The following is a 15,958-nucleotide window of genomic DNA, read 5'->3' as shown; positions in this document are numbered from 1 at the left end:
CGCCGCCACGGCAACGCCACGGCAACGCCCCGACTACGCGTCGATACGATCTCGATCGAGCCGAGCCGAGGCATCGATGATGAACTCGCGCCGGGGGGCAACCTCGTTGCCCATCAGCAGCTCGAACACGCGGGAGGCGGCTTCCGCATCGTCGACACGCACGCGACGAAGCAAGCGGCCCGCGCGATCCATCGTCGTCGTCGCGAGCTGATCGGCATCCATCTCGCCCAGACCCTTGTAGCGCTGAATCGGTTCCTGCCATCGCTTGCCGGCCTTACCGAGCTTCGTCAGCAGCGCATGGAGTTCTTTCTCGGAGTACGTGTACACGGTCTCGTTCGGCTTCGAACCCGGGTTGATGACAATCACGCGGTGAAGGGGCGGAACGGCCGCGAAAACGCGACCCTCCTCGATGAGAGGACGCATGTATCGGAAGAACAGGGTCAGCAACAACGTCCGAATGTGCGCTCCGTCAACATCCGCATCGCTCATCAGGATGACCTTGCCGTACCGGGCGGTTCCGATGTCGAAGGAACGACCAGAACCGGCACCAATCACCTGAATGATCGACGCGCACTCGGCGTTCGACAGCATGTCGCTGATCGACGCCTTCTGGACGTTGAGGATCTTGCCTCGAATCGGCAAGAGCGCCTGATACTCGCTGTTACGCGCCAGCTTTGCCGTGCCGAGCGCCGAGTCCCCTTCGACGATGAAGAGTTCGGAGTCGGCGACGTCGTTCGACCGGCAGTCGACCAGCTTGGCCGGGAGCGAGGAGGACTCGAGTGCGTTCTTGCGCCTCTGGGTCTCCTTGTGCGTGCGCGCCGAAATACGGGCCTTCATCTCGGAGACGACTTTCTCCAGGAGCAACGCTGTCTGCGCCTTGTCGTCCCGCTTCGTCGAGGCGAACCGCGAGGCGAGCTCACGCGCAACAACGTTGGCAACGATCTGCCGTACCGCTGGCGTGCCGAGGATCTCCTTGGTCTGCCCTTCGAACTGCGGCTCGGGCAACCGGACCGTGAGCACCATGCTCAGGCCCGCCATGATGTCGTCCTTCTCGATCTTGTCGTTGCCGACCTTGAGTTTTCTGGCGTTGTCCGCGACCTGGGCTCGCAGCACCTTCATCAGGCCGGCTTCGAATCCTTGCTGGTGCGTGCCACCCTTGGGCGTCGCGATGATGTTGACGAAAGAACGCCCCGTCGTCTCATATCCAGTCCCCCATCGCACGGCAACATCGACGTGACATTCCCGCTCGACCTCGGTTGGCACCATCGCACCACTGGCCTGCAGAACCGGCACCGTCTCAGTGAAGGACCCGGATCCGGTGAGCCGCCAGGTGTCAGTGATCGCAGCATCCGGCGCAAGGAACTCTGCGAACTCTGAGATACCGCCGTCGAACCGGTATGACGTTTCCGTCGGCTCGCCCTGCCGCTCGTCACGGATCACGATCTCGAGGCCCGGAACAAGGAAGGCCGTCTGGCGTGCGCGCTGCTCGAGCTCGGAAAGTACGAACTCGGCATCCTTCGTAAAGATCTGCCGATCTGCCCAGTACCGAATGCGCGTACCTGTCACGCCCTTGGGCGCGCGGCCTACCGTACGCAGGCTCGAGGACTTCTCGAACGGGCTGAATGCCGACGTCGGCTCGTCGCCCGCGAACGTTCCTGGTTCGCCACGATGGAACGACATGGCCCAGGTCTTGCCGGCGCGGTCGACTTCGACATCCAAGCGTTCCGACAGCGCGTTCACCACGGACGCACCCACACCGTGCAGCCCGCCGGATGCCGCGTAGGAACCACCGCCGAACTTGCCGCCCGCGTGAAGCTTGGTGAACACGACTTCGACGCCCGACAATCCCGTGCGCGGCTCGATGTCGACGGGGATGCCGCGGGCACGGTCGCGCACCTCGACGCTCCCGTCTGGGTGGAGAATGATGTCGATGCGCGAACCGTGCCCGGCGAGAGCTTCGTCGACCGAGTTGTCGATGATCTCCCAGAGGCAGTGCATCAGTCCGCGGGAATCGGTGGAGCCGATGTACATCCCGGGGCGTTTACGGACCGCCTCGAGCCCCTCGAGGACCTGAAGATGGTGGGCGGAGTACTCAGCGGTCACAATCCTCAAGCCTATCCGCGGCATCCGACTGACCTTGTCCGACACGCGTCGCGCGGTCGCGACCGGTGCTGCCGTAACGGCAGGAACGTACGCGGTGAGCGAAATGTCGCGGAATATGGGCATTCTCCCTGGCAGAGCGTGGTTGTATTTCAGAACCGGAACGATGATCTACGCAATCGAGGAGGCACCGAAATGAACACACTGTCGACACCTGCCGAGTCCGCCGTCCTCGAGTACCGCCTGACAGCTGCGGATCGGTGCGATTCCTGCGGCGCGCAGGCATACATCGCCGCCGAGGTCAACGGGAGCGAACTGCTCTTCTGCGCACACCACGGGCGCAAGTATGAAGAGAAGCTCCGCGAAGTCGCCACCAGCTGGCACGACGAGACTGCCCGGCTGCACGACGCCGTCTGAGGTTCCCCGCGTAACAAGCGGCGTCCCGCAGGCGCGTTTCAGCCGCGGGCGTCGCCGCTTTCGTACAGTCGAGCGACGCGCGGGCTGACTCGCACGACTACCTCTTCGCCGATGGTGTTCAGTGCCTCCGCGATGTCGGTAGCCGATCCCTCTCCGTGCGTTCCCGGGCCGAAGATCAGGACGGTCTCACCCACATCTGCCCCCGGCCATGACTCGATCATGGATTCGCTCTCGCCGACGTGGATCACACGTCGCGTGCCTCCCGGTGTGCCCACAATTACGCGTCCCGACAGGAGGGACGGCACGCCGTCGAGTGACCCGACATCGATCGAAACCTGATCGGCCGCGACGCTGAGAACGTCCGCCTCCAGGCGCGCCGCGGGGCGTAGCCCGAGCTCTCGCTCGTTCACGCCACCTGCGGATCGGATGCCGTAGCAGAACGCACCGACTCGCACCATGTCGTACCGAAACTCGGGCCGGGCGAACGATGCCGCGCTCGCAGCCAAGTGCCGCATCACCGAAGTGACTCCGGCCCGGCTGAGGATGTCACCGGCACGTTCGAACTGTTCGCGGGCGGCGTCATCTTCCGCGTCGGATGCCTCGGCGATATGGCTCCAGAGCCCGACGATCTCGATCTGACCCGATCGATGGAAGTCCACCGCACGAGTGACGAACTCCTCCCACTCGTCGAGGCGCACACCATTGCGGTGAAGTCCCGTGTCGACTTTCAGGTGAACACGAATTCTCCGGCCATGCCGCAGCGCCGTTCCCGCGACATCCTGGAGAAGCGCGCGATCCCCCACGCCGAGGTCGAGATCGTGCTGAACGACTTCTTCGATGTCGGCGGGCGAAGCCGCGATCCACACGAAGATGCGCGCATGTGCCCCGACAACCTGACGCACTGCCGTGGCCGTGCGTACATCGAAGGCGCCGAACCACCGGATGCCCGCTTGGTAGACGGTCGTGCACGCCCGCGCAATTCCGTGCCCGTACGCGTCGTCCTTCACGACGAACATCACTTCGGCAGGGGCGACCGTGTCGCGCACCTGAGCGACATTGGCCTCGAGCGCCGCGAGGTCGACGACGAAACGAGCCGTCATTCGGCGACCCTCCGCACCGCACGAAGCCCCACCATCGTTGTGATCTCGGCAATCGAGAGCCCTGACTCCCGCGCCCACTCCCGCACGGGAGGGGCCCCTTGCTCGCTGCGACCGAAGAACAGAACGTTGTCACCTCGCATAACGCCTGAATCACCAACATCGACCACGCACACGTCCATCGCAACGCGCCCGATCACGGGAAGCTGCCCTTCCGCATGCGCGACCGAGATCTTCCCGCCCAACGAACGCACAACCCCCTGCGCATACCCTCCGGTCACGAGCGCGATCCGTGTGTCCGTTGGGGCCCGGTGCAGGTAGCCATACGACACACCCTCGCCAGCCCGAAGCCGCTTCACAGAGAGCACAGTGCCGACCAGCGCCATCGCGGGGACACCCCCTGATCCGCTCACACCGAACAGATGCTCCGGGTCTAGATCATCGGTTCCCGTGACGATACCCACTGATTCCAACGTTGAGCGCACGAGGTCGATGCCATGCCCCCACGCGTCTCCGGCGAGTACCCTCTGGGAGAACGTCCGCGCTCCACGCGCACGCGCGTCACGTGCATTGTGGAGCAGTGCCGAGCGAGAAACGAACGCTACCGGCGAACTATCCCGCACCGGGGCGGCATCGGAGAACTCTATCTCCAGGTCGGGTGACGTCACGCCCTCTAGACTATCCGGGTCCCTTCTTCCTACCCCGGAGTCTGCATGTCATCTCAGGGCCTCGGCCTCGGTCCGCGCGTTCGCTACCTCATCGGCCGCGCTCGCCGCATCAACATTGCGTCGGTGTTCGAGCGAGCGCGCGAAGCCTCGCATACTCACGGCAAGTGGATGCCCGCGGTGGTGGTCGACATGCTGTGGCAAGCAGGTTTTCGCAACGTGGGGTTCCAGGACTACATCGACTATGACTTCGCGATCTTGACGCGCGCAGAGCGCGCCACCTACATGACGCATCCGGTGTCGAATCAGCTGTCTCAGAAGTACGACCACCCGGACTTTCGCCACATTTTTCAGGACAAGATCGAGTTTGATCGAGTCTTCAGCGAATTCCTCCGCCGTGACTGGCTGGTTGTCGAACCCGACAACGCGGAAGCCGTCCGCGAGTTCGCAGAGCGTCACGGCACGATTGTGACGAAGGAACCCGTCGGCCAGGCTGGCACGGGAGTGCACCGCTATCACGCCGCGGATGTGACCGATTGGGCGGACTTCCATAGCGGGCTGCTCGCCCGAGGAGAGCTACTCATCGAGGAAGTCATCCGACAGCATGACGATCTCGCGGCGGTGTGCCCGGGAACGGTGAACACCACGCGCGTCACCGCATTCTTCGACGGGGAGCGCACTCATATTCTGGCCATGGCGCAGAAGTTCGGTCGCGGTGCCGTGAGTGACCAGATGACGTTCGGCGGCTTCTACACGATGCTCGACGACAGAGGGCACTCGCGCGGCCCCGGCTACGACTCCCACGAGAACGTTCATCGCACGCACCCCGACAGCGGGTTCGTCATCGCAGACTTCCAGCTCCCGATGATCGACGAGGTCATTGCATTTGTCGACCAGGTAGCCCGAGTCGTACCTCGCGTTCAGTACGTCGGCTGGGACATCGTAGTGACTCCCGACGGCCCGGTGCTCGTCGAAGGCAACTGGGGTGCTGGTGTGTATGAGAACAAGCCAAGCGTGACTGGCATTCGCACCGGCAACAAGCCGCGATACCGACAAGCCATCGGCTTCTGACGCATAAAGAACGGCCCGCGCGAATCGCGTGGGCCGTTCTTTATGCGAGCTCAGACCTTTCGAATAACCCCGAGCGGTGTGGACTCGTGTCCCTGTCCGAGGGGGTTGTCCTTCAGGATGGCCACCAGCTGCTTCTCGGACTGCTTCTCCAGAGTCGAGCCCAAGATATTGCCACCGAGATCGTTAATATCGACAACCGCCACGTGCGCAACCCCGCCCAGTAGAGCCTTGAGTCGCTGGGCAACTTCGCGCGGACGCTCAGGGCCGAGCACAACCGCCTTGTTGTAGGGCGGAATCGTGCCGCTCGTGGGCCCATCGATCGCGCGTGCTTTGTCGCCCGCGATGCGATAGAAGTCGCCCTTACGTCCAAACGCCTTCGTCACGGCAGCGACCGCGGCCGCCACCAGGATGCGCGGCGTCCCACACTCGCGCAGCGCCATCTCCATCGTCTCGGGCATCCCCAAGCCGATCCCGTACGGCGTACGCGTGACGTACTTCGACAGGAACAGTGCCAACCGGCGCGGGGTGATGTCCTCTACCAAGTATGAGCGCCCTTGCGTGATCGCGACGATCTTTTCCGTGACGAACAAGATGTCGTCAGGACGGACGACGTCCGCAGCATATTCACGAATGAAGGCGTCGAGGTCATCCCCGGGCATCACGACCCGTGTGCGAATCGGAATGCGCGCGAAGGACGCGCCGTCAACCTCAACCGTCAGCGCCTTGCCGGCGTTCGCCTCGCTCACTCGAGGTAATCCCGGAGCGACTGCGAACGGCTCGGGTGACGCAGCTTCGCCATCGTTTTGGACTCGATCTGACGAATACGCTCACGCGTCACGCCGAACGTGTCACCGATCTGGTCCAGCGTCTTGGGCTGACCATCTCCCAGGCCGAAGCGCATCCGAATCACGCCTGCTTCGCGCTCCGACAGGGAGTCCAGAAGTGACTCGAGCTGGCGCTGCAGCATCGTAAAGCCGACGGCATCCGCGGGGACAACCGCTTCAGTGTCCTCGATCAGGTCACCGAATTCGCTGTCGCCGTCTTCGCCGAGCGGCGTGTGCAACGAGATGGGCTCACGGCCGTACTTCTGAACCTCGATGACCTTCTCGGGGGTCATGTCGAGTTCGCGAGAAAGCTCTTCCGGCGTGGGTTCACGGCCGAGGTCCTGCAGCATCTGACGCTGCACTCTAGCGAGTTTGTTGATGACTTCGACCATGTGAACGGGAATGCGGATGGTACGAGCCTGGTCGGCCATCGCACGGGTGATCGCCTGACGAATCCACCACGTCGCGTACGTCGAGAACTTGAAGCCCTTGGTGTAGTCGAACTTCTCGACCGCGCGGATAAGGCCGAGGTTGCCCTCCTGGATCAGATCCAGGAATTGCATTCCTCGCCCGGTATAGCGCTTGGCGAGCGAGACCACGAGGCGCAGGTTGGCGCCCAACAGGTGACTCTTCGCGCGTTGTCCATCGCGGGCCACCCACTGCAGGTCGAGGCCGAGCTGGCTCGTCTTCTCGGCAGCCGACATGTGCGACAGCTTCTCTTCGGCGAACAGTCCCGCCTCGATCCGCATGGCCAGTTCGACCTCTTCGGCGGCGTTGAGAAGCGGGACCTTTCCGATCTGCTTCAGATAGTCCTTGACCGGATCGGCCGTCGCACCCGTGATCTGAGTGGAGTAGACCGGCACGTCTTCTTCGTCACTGGACGAGATGACGATCGCTCCCGTGGGCAGTGGCTCCGTGAAGGCCGGCTTCGTGCTCTCGCCGTCCTCATCATCGTCGGATGCGTCGTCACCTGCGGCCTGCGACGCCTTGCCGGTGTCGGCGTCGTCTTCGCTGGCCTCTACTTCGTCGTCGAGGTCCTCGTCGGCAGCCTTCTTCTTGGTCGTCGCCTTCTTCGGAGCGGCCTTCGCGGCAGTGCGCTTCGCGGGCGCCTTCCGCGCGGGCGTCGCCTCGGCGGCTTCGTCCAGCTCGGTGTCCGGAGCAGCCTTCTTGGCTGTTGTCTTCGCGCTAGGAGTCACGTTTCGCCTTTCACCATCGAGCGCGCACCTGACGCTCGACGGTATGTTTCGGACACTAGTAAGACCCTTGTCAAGTCCTTTGCGCCGCACAAAGCGGCACGTACGCGGATTGACAACGGGTCAAGGTGTCTATTGTCGCACACTCACGCGATTGCTCTTGCATTTCGCAACAGAATGTGCGGTGCCCCTCGGTAAACGCCGCTGAAGCACGAAAGATTCCCGCACGCGCGAAGCTCAGGAACCGCGCTTGCCGTCATCACCCGGCGGCCGCGTTGCGAGGAATCTCTCTAGCTCCGCGGCGAGCTCGTCGGCGCTGGGTAGGTCTTGAGTGTGGATCATCGCAGTGGCCTGTGTGGAACCGGCCATATACGCGTCGTAGCGTTCCTCGAGGCCCGCGACCATGCGCGAGAGTTCGTCGTTTCCCGCGACCTGTTCCTCGACTTTCACCAGGTACTCACGGTTGGCCTCGCGCAGGTCATCACCGGCGAACACCAATCCGGTTGCCACGGTCAGACTGTCGAGCGCGGCCAACGCCGCCGCCGGGTACTCCGTGTCGCCGAGGTAGTGCGGGACCAGCAGGACGAAACCCGCCACCATCACGCCGGCTTCCGCCAGTCGGTACTCCAGTAGGTGGCCGGCGGTAGCCGGAACCTGGGTGTGCGGCTTCCAGACGGAGTGCGCCTCGGTCAATTCCGTACGCGTGCCACTGACCGTCGTTCCCAAGGGCCTGGTGTGGGGAACGGGCATCGGGATGGCATGCACCCAGGTCACGGTCGAGACCCCGTACTGTTCGGTGAACTCCAAGACCGAGCGTGCGAATGCATCCCATGCGAAATCCGGCTCGTACCCGGAGAGCAACAGGAATGGCTGCCCCAAGCTGTCGTGGACCAGCGCGAGTTCCAGACGCGGCGCGCGGTAATCGGTGAGTCGGTCGCCGTCGAAGGCGACGAGGGGGCGTCGAGCGCGGTAATCCAAGAGCGCGTCATTGACGTAACGCACCAACGGGTTGCCATCGAGTTCGTCGCGCAGATAATCGACAGTCTGGCTCACCGCATTGCCGGCGTCCGCAAATCCTGTCAGCGCGATGACCAACGGGAGCCCGGGCGGCACGGGTGGCGCAGCAACTGCGCGCTCATAGATCGAAGCGGGATCGGGCATGCTCCCATCGTACGATCCGCACGCAGGTGCAGGTCTGGGCGTGTGCCGCTCAGAGCGAACACGGTCCTCCCTAGGATGGAGAGCATGTCGCACCCCGACCTCGAATACTCGACCGATGCGATCCGCGACACAGCTGCGGACGCGATTGTTCTGGCTCTTCCGCCCCTCGGTGGTGAATCACCGCCGAATCTCGACCAGTGGCCGGGACTCCAAGAGTCCTTGACTGCCGTCGGCTTCACCGGTGCTCGCGGGACGACGCTCCGCGTTTATGCGCCAGAGACCACGACGCTGCCACTGACCGTGGTGGGAACCGGGTCGGATCCGGATGATGCAGCGCTGCGGGATGCCGTCGGTGCCGCGATCCGCTCGCTGACGGGTTTCGCCACCGTCGCGATAGCGGCGCCCGGGAGCGGCTCGGCGGCATGGGAGCCGCTCGCAGAAGGCGCCGCGCTCGGCGGATATCGCTTCGACGACTACAAGTCGCGGGCACCCAAGACCCGCGCGAACCGCGTCGTTGTCCATGGCACGGCACCGGTCGATTCCGTCAACCTTGCGCGGCCCCGGGCAGTCGCCGACGCGGTCGCGCTTGTCAAGGACCTCGTCACCATCCCGGCGGAGTGGTTGGGGCCGGTGGAGTTCGCCACGCGCGCCGAGGAAGCAGTCGCCGGACTCGACGTGAGCGTCGAGGTGTTCGACGAGGTCGCTCTGCACGAGGGTGGATTCGGTGGAATTCTGGGCGTCGGTCAAGGATCGGACCGCCCCCCGCGCCTGGTGCGCCTCGCGTACCGCCCGGAGCACGCCGAGCGCCACGTCGCTCTCGTCGGGAAGGGGATCACGTTTGACACCGGCGGTCTCTCGCTGAAGCCGCCCGCGGGCATGGTCGGCATGAAGTACGACATGTGCGGTGCGGCGACCGTCCTCGCGGTCCTGCGAGCAGTCGCATCTCTCCAGGCCCCGGTCGCAGTGACGGCATGGCTCTGCATCGCCGACAACATGCCATCCGGTCGAGCAACACGCCCCGGAGATGTCGTGCGCATTGCCGACGGCACCACTGTCGAAGTCTTGAACACCGATGCGGAAGGCCGACTTGTGCTTGCCGACGGTCTCGTAGCCGCCAGCCGCGAGCATCCTGACCTCATCATCGATGTCGCCACCCTCACGGGAGCGATCAGCGTCGCGCTGGGAAACAGACACACAGGTGTCATGGGCGACGACGGTGCGGTTTCGGACTACCTTGCCGCTGCCGCGCACGTCGCCGAGTTGGCATGGGCGCTCCCGCTCCCCGAGCACATGGTGGACGAACTGGACTCGCCCATCGCGGATTTGCAGAACGCCAAGATCGGCGACCCCTCGGGCGGTTCACTGTTCGCCGGGTTGTTCCTGCGGCACTTCGTCGGCCGCGGGAGTGACGAACCCGACTCGCCGCGAATCCCTTGGGTGCACCTCGACATCGCGGGTTCGGGATCACACAAGGGTACGCCCTACGGTTTCACCGATAAGGGGCCGACCGGCACCACAGTGAGGACGCTCGTTCACCTGTTGACGGGGGCGGCGTCCTGATGTCCGCGGATGAGTTCGACGTCGTCGTTCTCGGCGGGGGCAGTGGCGGGTACGCAGCGGCCATCCGCGCCGCGGAACTAGGAAAGAGCGTCGCCCTGGTCGAAGAAGACAAGCTGGGGGGTACGTGCCTGCACCGCGGATGCATTCCCACGAAAGCCCTTCTCCACGCAGCGGAGGTCGCAGACACCATCCGGGATTCCGGGTCCATCGGCATTACCGCGACACTCGAGGGCATCGACATGCCGGCCGTCGCGCGGTGGCGCGATGGTGTCGTGGGGGGCAAGTACAAGGGCCTGCAATCGTTGATCAGCCACCGCGGAATCACGGTCGTCACAGGCACGGGCAACCTTGCTTCCGACGCCACCGTGCAGGTCGGAGACCGCGTCCTGCGAGGGACTGACGTCATCCTCGCGACGGGCTCATTCTCTCGCACTCTGCCCGGCGTAGACGTGGCAGGGCGTGTGCTGACGAGCGAGGGCGCGCTGGCTCTGGAGAGCGTGCCGCACAGCGTCATCGTGCTGGGCGGCGGAGTCATCGGCGTCGAGTTCGCGAGTCTCTGGCGATCTCTCGGGGCAGAGGTCACGATCGTCGAAGCGCTCGATCACCTCATCGCGAACGAGGATGCTTCCTCCCGCAAGGCATTGGAACGCGCCTTCCGCCGCAGAGGCATCACGTCCCATCTGTCGGCCCGCGTCGAGTCTGTGGCGCAGACGACCGACGCGGCTCAGGTGACATTGGAGGATGGGACCACGCTGAGCGCGGACTACGTTCTGGTCTCCGTCGGCCGCGGTCCCCGCACGAGCGGCATCGGGCTGGAAGGCGCGGGCGTCGCACTGGACCGGGGCTTCGTTGTGACCGACGAACACCTGCAGACAACTGTTCCCCATGTGTGGGCCGTCGGCGACATCGTCCCGGGACTGCAATTGGCCCACCGAGGCTTCCAACAGGGCATCTTCGTCGCGGAACAGATCGCCGGCCTTAATCCGGCGCTCGTCCCGGACCAGCACGTGCCGCGGGTCACCTACTCCCACCCGGAAGTCGCATCGGTCGGCCTCACCGAACAACAAGCCATCGACGCGCACGGCGCAGACTCCATCGCCACCTACGAGTACAACCTCGCGGGGAATGGCAAGAGCCACATCCTGGGAACGAACGGTATCGTCAAGGTGGTGCGTGCCAAGAACGGTCCCGTGTTGGGAGTCCACATGGTGGGCGATCGGGTCGGCGAACTGATCTCTGAAGCTCAACTCGTTGTGGGGTGGGAAGCCCACCCCGAAGACGTCACCCCCTATGTCCATGCTCACCCGACCCAGAGCGAAGCGCTCGGCGAAGCCTTTCTGGCGCTCGCCGGCAAGCCGCTTCATGCGATCTGACGTCGATGCACGCAGTCGTCACTAAGCTAGATCCGAACTACATTCCGAAGGAGACATCGTCATGAGCACTTCCGTGGTCCTCCCCGCTCTCGGAGAGAGCGTCACCGAGGGAACGGTCACCCGCTGGCTCAAGCAGGTCGGCGACACGATCGAAGCGGACGAGGGCCTGCTCGAAATCTCCACGGACAAGGTGGACACCGAGATTCCCTCCCCCGTTAGTGGTGTAATCGAAGAGATCCTCGTCGCCGAGGATGAGACCGTTGAAGTCGGTGCCATCCTCGCCAAGATCGGAGATGGGTCTTCGGCGGGCAGCGCCGCCGACGCACCCGCGGCGGAATCTGCAGACACTGCCGCAGAGCCCGGGGCCGCGAGCGAGGCGCCCGCGCCCGAGTCGGCTTCCGCTGAAGCCGCACCTGCCGCAGAAAGCACCTCCTCTGCCGGCAGCGCAAAGGACGTCGTCCTGCCCGAACTCGGTGAGAGCGTGACCGAAGGCACCGTCACCCGCTGGCTGAAGCAGGTCGGCGACGATGTGGCCGTTGACGAACCCCTGCTCGAGATCTCGACCGACAAGGTCGACACCGAGATCCCGTCTCCCGTTGCCGGGAAGCTTCAGGAGATCGTCGTCGCCGAGGACGAGACCGTCGAGGTCGGTGCCGTACTGGCCCGAATCGGCGACGGCGCGGCAGCCCCCGCCGCCGCACCTGCTCCGGCCGCAGCGGAAGAGCCCGCGGCCGAGGAGCCTGCCGCGCCGAAGGAAGAGGCTGCGCCCGCGGCCGCCGAGGCCCAGGCAGAAGCTCCTGCACCGGCAGCCGCAACCGCGGAGCCAAAGTCCGCTCCCGCCGCGCCGAGCGCAGCACCAGCCGCAGCAGCGCTGAAGGACGACGCTGACCCGGTCGCGTACGTCACTCCCCTGGTCCGTCGTTTGGCTCAGCAGCAGAATGTTGATCTCTCGTCGGTGAAGGGAACGGGCGTTGGCGGTCGGATCCGCAAGGAGGACGTGCTGAAGGCTGCGGAGGCGGCCTCGACCGCTGCTCCGGCAGAGAGCGCCAAACCCACCCCCGCCCACACGCCTCTCGAGGTGTCGCCGCTACGCGGTACCACGCAGCCGATGTCGCGGTTGCGCAAGGTACTCGCCGAGCGGGCAGTCGCCTCGATGCAGGCCACCGCCCAGCTGACAACGGTGGTGGAAGTCGACGTCACGAAGCTGTCGAACTACCGCGATGCTGTGAAGGGCGACTTCCTCGCCAAGACAGGCGACAAGCTGTCGTTCCTCCCGTTCTTCGCGCTGGCCGCCGCGGAAGCGTTGCAGGCGTTCCCCGTCATCAACTCGACCGTCGACGGTGACAAGATCGTCTACCCGCCGACTGAGAACCTGTCCATCGCTGTGGACACCGAGCGCGGACTGCTCACGCCCGTCCTCCGCGACGCGGCAAGCAAGAGCTTGGCTGAGATCGCTCACGAGATCGCTGACCTCGCTGCGCGTACGCGTGACAACAAGCTCAAGCCGGACGAGCTCGGTGGCGGTACGTTCACACTGACCAACACGGGTTCACGGGGCGCGCTGTTCGACACTCCTGTGGTGTTCCTGCCGCAGACGGCGATCCTGGGAACCGGCATCGTCGTCAAGCGACCGGGTGTGGTTTCGGTGGATGGAAAGGATGCCATCTCGGTGCGCTCATATGTGTACCTCGCGCTTTCATACGACCACCGCGTCGTGGACGGCGCTGATGCTGCCCGGTTCCTCGGTGCGGTGAAGAACCGCCTCGAGACCGCAGCGTTCGAGGACTCGCTCGGCATCTGAGCTCGGCCCCGGCCCTGAGGATCATGGCTGTTGCGCGGCGTCATAGACGTCGCGCAACAGCCATTTTTCGTCCGTCCGCTCGATAACGACGATCTGAGCGGCCTGATCGTCACCCGCTGCGTCCGCGCGCAGCACCGCCACCCCACCGAAGTCATCAACCACGACCAGATCCTCTCTCGCCGAACCGGTCAGCGTGCTACCTCGCGGAATCGCCAGGCCCTGCCGTGTTGAGACCGCGTCTCGGCAGCGCTCATCTTCTTCACACGCGAGGAAGGCGCGGACGAGAGCTTCCGCTTCCGCGACGAGGTCCGTCCCAGGGTCAGCGCCCGATGGCGAGGCCTTTGACCCGGTCGACGCGTCCGCATCGACGTGATCCACGGCCGGCTCCACTGTGGGTTCGTCCAGCCCCTCTGCCTGTGCGAGTGGCGCAGGCTCAGGCCACAGCCAGCCCACACCGACGATCACCAGGGCGACCACCGCCGCAACCAGCCACGGTGCACCCGCTCGGCGTGCGGTCGGCCGGGCGCCGGCACGCCATACCGCCGTCGTCGCACGAGAGACGGCATCGGCAACGTCGTTGTCGATGTGGCGAAGAAATCGGTGAAGGAGCGACGTAGGTGGGTCCGGCGGGGCCCTGTGGGCGGCCGGCGCGGGAGCGTCCGGCGGCGCATCCGCGGCGTAGTTGACCGGCGTGAGCGGGGATGATGCGAGCGCACATGGGTTTGCGATCGCAAACACCTGCGCTTCGCGCTCCTCGAACTCGTATGGCCGGGTTGCCGGCGATACGGCTTCCGTCCCTCTCGCCCACCGGTGATCGTGTTGATGCGCGATCAGCGTGAGGACTTCGTTGCACGCGTCAAAGGCCCCTTGTGAGCCCACAGCCGTGGCCAAGAGGGGCTTGCCGTCGTCGGTGATCCACCACTCGCCCTGCGGTTGCTGGATGGGTCCCGCGCTGTCCTTCGCCGCGTCCGATAGCTCGGCCGCTGCGCGAAGCACGCTGATCGCCAGCGTCACACGTTCACCGTCGGAAAGGTCAGCACCAGCTGAGCGACGGCGCGCGATGAACTCGGTGACACGCTCGCTACACGCGGGCAGGATGGCGTCGTGCCCGTCGGGACGACGCGCCACATCGAGCGCTCCCATAAGGTGGCCATCCGGGTCAGCCGCCCATCCGTGCCACTGTGTCGGTAACGCCTCCGTGGACACGAAAAGCCGACGCTCCTCTCCCGCCACGGCGACGAGCATGCCATCCCATGGCGCATCGACACCGCCCCGCACAGGTCGGATCGGGCGCACGGCCTGTGTGAGTGCGTCTGCGGTGGTTCCCAGGGAGTGTGGCATGGTGCCTCCACCTTGTCGCGGGTGCGATTTCCCACCGCGCCAAGCCATCGTCTCGTGGAAAACTCGACGGCGCCAGGCATCTGGGGAGGAGCCGTGGGCACGCCGCACGAAAGGTAGGCTGTAGGGCATGTCCAGCCGCAGTACCGTTCCGGAGAAGCGTCCCGGCTTCTTCTCCCAGCTCCGCACCCTCTACACGTTCACCCAGAAGGCATTCCCCTGGCTGCCCTTCCTGTTGATCGCTGTTCTCATCCTCGGAATCGCCGCGGGTGTCGGAGTCGGGTTCCTCGTTCCGCCTGTCGCGATCTGGAGCATCATCCTGTGGGGCTTCACCGGACTCATGCTGGGTATCCTCGGCGGACTGATGACAATGACACGGTTGTCCACGCACGCCATGTATCGCCGGCTCGACGGGATGCCCGGGGGCGCCGGGCACGTGCTTTCCACGTCTCTCGGGCGCCACTGGCAGTCCAGCGAGATGCCGGTGGGCGTCAACCCCAAAACGCAGGAGGCCGTCTACCGCGCCATCGGTCGAGGTGGCGTGGTCATCGTCGGTGAGGGTGCGCGCGGTCGACTGACCCGCCTCGTGGCCGACGAACGCTCCAAGGTGCAACGTGTGGCATCCGGAGTACCGGTGACGGTCCTCTACATCGGACACGGCGAAGACGAGGTGCCGATCGGCAAGTTGGCTCCCACCATCAAGGGGCTTCCGAAGAAGGTCGACCGAGCCACCATGGCAGCGGTCATCAAGCGCATCGATTCGGTTTCGCAGTCGTTGTCGTCGTTGCCGATCCCGAAGGGCATCGACCCCACGAAGGTGCGCGCGCCGCGACCGCGCTGACGGATCGCGTCAGGCTCGCACGAGGACGGAACCGGCGACCTTGTCGTGTAGTCCTCGGTGGTCGGCATCCCAGATCGCCGCGGGAATCACGAGAACGAGCAGTGCGGTGCGCACGACCGGTCGCCAGGGCCCGACCCATGCGCCGTCCACCCGACGCAAGGTCAGCCCGAAAATCTTGTGCCCTGGGCTGGCTTGCAGTGTCGGCAAGAACACGATCTGGATGGCCGCGAAGATCGTCAGGATCGCGAGCGGGTCCCAGTCGAAGAAGCCTGAGATCAGGTATGCCGCACCGTAGTCAACGAACAGGGCGCCCACGCGCCTGCCCAGCGTGCCGATCGAACCTCGGCCCTCTGCGGGAAGGCCGAGTCGTTCACCGGGATACTCGAGGGGGACGTCACTCACGCCACAAGCGTATCCAGACGCCTGTAACATGCCGGAAACAAAGCGGTCACTGCGAGGCAATGCCCCGACGGTACCGTGCACGAAGGTCCGCGTTCAGTCGCGGCAATCCCGATGC

General features: G+C 64.9%; 14 protein-coding genes. 6 read left to right on the top strand and 8 right to left on the bottom strand.

Annotated features, from left to right (window positions below):
• Window positions 1-33: 33 nt before the first annotated feature.
• Window positions 34-2,127, bottom strand: coding sequence for a type IIA DNA topoisomerase subunit B (locus ON062_RS02180; protein ID WP_274645865.1), 2,094 nt, complete (start codon window positions 2,125-2,127; stop codon window positions 34-36).
• Between the two features lie 168 nt (window positions 2,128-2,295).
• On the opposite strand from ON062_RS02180, the gene ON062_RS02175 reads away from it, so the two are divergent.
• The gene (locus tag ON062_RS02175) at window positions 2,296-2,517 is read left to right on the top strand and encodes a hypothetical protein (protein WP_274645499.1); all 222 of its coding nucleotides are present in this window, start codon (window positions 2,296-2,298) and stop codon (window positions 2,515-2,517) included.
• Between the two features lie 38 nt (window positions 2,518-2,555).
• Here ON062_RS02175 and ON062_RS02170 read toward each other — a convergent pair whose 3' ends face one another.
• Window positions 2,556-3,617, bottom strand: coding sequence for an alanine racemase (locus tag ON062_RS02170; protein WP_274645498.1), 1,062 nt, complete (start codon window positions 3,615-3,617; stop codon window positions 2,556-2,558).
• Window positions 3,614-4,282: an alanine racemase gene (locus ON062_RS02165; RefSeq protein WP_274645497.1), complete on the bottom strand. Its 669-nt coding sequence runs from the start codon at window positions 4,280-4,282 to the stop codon at window positions 3,614-3,616. The genes ON062_RS02170 and ON062_RS02165 overlap by 4 nt, the downstream gene beginning before the upstream one ends.
• A 45-nt stretch (window positions 4,283-4,327) precedes the next feature.
• Between ON062_RS02165 and ON062_RS02160 the strand changes: the two genes are divergently transcribed.
• Window positions 4,328-5,350, top strand: coding sequence for a sugar-transfer associated ATP-grasp domain-containing protein (locus ON062_RS02160; protein WP_274645496.1), 1,023 nt, complete (start codon window positions 4,328-4,330; stop codon window positions 5,348-5,350).
• A gap of 50 nt (window positions 5,351-5,400) precedes the next feature.
• Here ON062_RS02160 and ON062_RS02155 read toward each other — a convergent pair whose 3' ends face one another.
• The 3 genes from ON062_RS02155 to ON062_RS02145 all read right to left on the bottom strand — a co-directional run bounded on the left by ON062_RS02155 (window position 5,401) and on the right by ON062_RS02145 (window position 8,528).
• A complete protein-coding gene (locus ON062_RS02155; protein WP_274645495.1) occupies window positions 5,401-6,096 on the bottom strand; it encodes a coenzyme F420-0:L-glutamate ligase in 696 nt (231 codons plus the stop codon).
• Complete coding sequence (locus ON062_RS02150; RefSeq protein ID WP_274645494.1) at window positions 6,093-7,370, bottom strand: RNA polymerase sigma factor; 1,278 nt, start codon at window positions 7,368-7,370, stop codon at window positions 6,093-6,095. Before ON062_RS02150 ends, ON062_RS02155 begins: the two co-directional genes overlap by 4 nt.
• A 234-nt stretch (window positions 7,371-7,604) precedes the next feature.
• On the bottom strand, window positions 7,605-8,528 hold the full coding sequence (locus tag ON062_RS02145; protein WP_274645493.1) for a proteasome assembly chaperone family protein: 924 nt from the start codon (window positions 8,526-8,528) through the stop codon (window positions 7,605-7,607).
• Between the two features lie 84 nt (window positions 8,529-8,612).
• Here ON062_RS02145 and ON062_RS02140 point away from each other — a divergent pair, with 84 nt between their 5' ends.
• The 3 genes from ON062_RS02140 (at window position 8,613) to sucB (ending at window position 13,262) form a co-directional block, all read left to right on the top strand.
• Window positions 8,613-10,088: a leucyl aminopeptidase gene (locus ON062_RS02140; protein WP_274645492.1), complete on the top strand. Its 1,476-nt coding sequence runs from the start codon at window positions 8,613-8,615 to the stop codon at window positions 10,086-10,088.
• Window positions 10,088-11,461, top strand: a complete 1,374-nt coding sequence (gene lpdA / locus ON062_RS02135; protein ID WP_274645491.1) for a dihydrolipoyl dehydrogenase — start codon at window positions 10,088-10,090, stop codon at window positions 11,459-11,461. The genes ON062_RS02140 and lpdA overlap by 1 nt, the downstream gene beginning before the upstream one ends.
• 61 nt (window positions 11,462-11,522) lie before the next feature.
• Complete coding sequence (gene sucB, locus ON062_RS02130; protein WP_274645490.1) at window positions 11,523-13,262, top strand: 2-oxoglutarate dehydrogenase, E2 component, dihydrolipoamide succinyltransferase; 1,740 nt, start codon at window positions 11,523-11,525, stop codon at window positions 13,260-13,262.
• A 21-nt stretch (window positions 13,263-13,283) separates the two neighbouring features.
• On the opposite strand, the gene ON062_RS02125 is transcribed toward sucB, so the two are convergent.
• Window positions 13,284-14,603, bottom strand: a complete 1,320-nt coding sequence (locus ON062_RS02125) for a hypothetical protein (protein WP_274645489.1) — start codon at window positions 14,601-14,603, stop codon at window positions 13,284-13,286.
• A 127-nt stretch (window positions 14,604-14,730) separates the two neighbouring features.
• Here ON062_RS02125 and ON062_RS02120 point away from each other — a divergent pair, with 127 nt between their 5' ends.
• Window positions 14,731-15,441 (top strand): DUF4191 family protein, encoded by a 711-nt coding sequence (locus ON062_RS02120; protein WP_274645488.1) that lies wholly within the window; start codon window positions 14,731-14,733, stop codon window positions 15,439-15,441.
• 9 nt (window positions 15,442-15,450) lie between these two features.
• Here the strand turns inward: ON062_RS02120 and ON062_RS02115 are convergent, their stop codons facing one another.
• Window positions 15,451-15,843, bottom strand: coding sequence for an RDD family protein (locus ON062_RS02115; RefSeq protein ID WP_274645487.1), 393 nt, complete (start codon window positions 15,841-15,843; stop codon window positions 15,451-15,453).
• Between the last annotated feature and the right edge of the window lie 115 nt (window positions 15,844-15,958).

This window comes from Microbacterium sp. C7(2022), assembly GCF_028823665.1.
Taxonomy (GTDB): domain Bacteria; phylum Actinomycetota; class Actinomycetes; order Actinomycetales; family Microbacteriaceae; genus Microbacterium.
The sequence above is the reverse complement of the archived record's forward strand: the minus strand, read 5'-3'. Positions and strand labels throughout refer to the sequence as shown.